Source organism: Streptomyces albidochromogenes (assembly GCF_005981925.1).
GTDB classification, from domain to species: Bacteria; Actinomycetota; Actinomycetes; order Streptomycetales; family Streptomycetaceae; genus Streptomyces; species Streptomyces albidochromogenes.
This window is the reverse complement of sequence record NZ_VBVX01000606.1, coordinates 1-1,187: the sequence shown is the minus strand read 5'-3', so window position 1 is coordinate 1,187 and position 1,187 is coordinate 1. Positions and strand designations below refer to the sequence as shown.

Annotated in this window: 2 protein-coding genes; one reads left to right on the top strand and one right to left on the bottom strand. The window is 71.0% G+C overall.

Annotated elements, in window-relative coordinates; genetic code table 11:
• Positions 1 to 87: 87 nt before the first annotated feature.
• A complete protein-coding gene (locus E2E34_RS34260) occupies positions 88 to 582 on the bottom strand; it encodes a MarR family winged helix-turn-helix transcriptional regulator (protein ID WP_138905709.1) in 495 nt (164 codons plus the stop codon).
• Positions 583 to 793: 211 nt separating this feature from the next.
• On the opposite strand from E2E34_RS34260, the gene E2E34_RS34255 reads away from it, so the two are divergent.
• Complete coding sequence (locus E2E34_RS34255) at positions 794 to 1,009, top strand: hypothetical protein (RefSeq protein WP_138905708.1); 216 nt, start codon at positions 794 to 796, stop codon at positions 1,007 to 1,009.
• Positions 1,010 to 1,187: the final 178 nt, after the last annotated feature.

Here is a 1,187-nt window from a genome sequence, read left to right as displayed (position 1 = left end):
CGTCGGAGGAGTGGTGGTGGGACCCCTGCTTGGCGTGGCCGCCCCGCACACCGGCCGGTGTGGTCGTAGCCATTGAATTCCTTTGCTTTACGCGGGTGTCGCGGGTGGAACGGGCACTTCTGTGTGGTGCTCGAAGTGGTGGGGGGCCCGGGCCCGGCAGTCACCGAAGCTGCTGCGCAGGCGGGCCAGCATGGAGTTGAGCTGTCCGACCTCTTCGTCGGACCAGTCGTCGAGGGCGCCGGCGAGCGTCTGGGTGTAGCGCTCGGAGAGTTCCTCCAGGAGCGCCCGGCCCGCCGGGTTGAGCCGCAGGATGCGCGAGCGCCTGTCGCACGGGTCGGGGGCCCGGTCGATCCAGCCGCGCTCGGCCACATGCGCCACGTGCCGGCTGGTCACGGACATGTCGACCGCGAGCAGTTCCGCGAGCCGGCTCATGCGCATCTCGCCGTGCCGGTGGAGCACGGTGAGCACGGCGGCCGATCCGGCGGGGCAGTGCGCGGGCAGAACGCGCGCCAGATCGCGCTTGACGGCGCCGATGGCACTGAGCTGCCGGGCCAGTTCCTCGAACCGACTCTGCGCGGCCACGGGCACCTCCGAACATCTTGTTGCTTAGGGCAACCATAGAAGTAGTTGGTTGCTCCAGGCAAGCTAATTCGGGCCAGCAGGGGTAAAGGAACCCAAAAGGCTGCGTGCGGGGCGGGTCAAGGACGTCCGCGCACCCGGTAAAGCCGCAGATCACGCCCGTCGGGGGTCCTGGGGTGTGCGGAGGGGGCCCTCTTCGCTAGGGTCGTGGCCCATGGCACACAACCCCCATGCTCCCCAGGGCCCCGAAGGTCAGCACGACCCGGCCGGCAGCACCCAGATGTTCCGCGCCTTCGTGGACGAGGGCGAACCGCAGCGGCAGCAGCCGGCCGCGGCCGCCGCGTCCGGCGGCCCCAGGACCGGCCTGATCATCGGCGTCGTGGCCGTCGTCGTGATCCTCGCGGCGGTCGCCTGGCTCGCCCTGAGCTGATCACCGCGGCCTGCCGGTCACGTCCAGTCGGCGGTGACGTCCTGGGTCTCGACCCGCATGCCCAGCGGCACCCGCCAGGCGTCCACGCACACCGTGTACGTCTTCGTCACGGCCGCGCCCGCGGCGATCGGCCCGGGCAGCGGCTGGGACGAGGTCCTGGTCCCCCAGTCCACACCGA

What these genes read in the sequence shown, in the direction of transcription:
- E2E34_RS34255 (WP_138905708.1), top strand. Translation starts at nt 794, where the DNA reads ATGGCACACAACCCCCATGCTCCCCAGGGCCCCGAAGGTCAGCACGAC.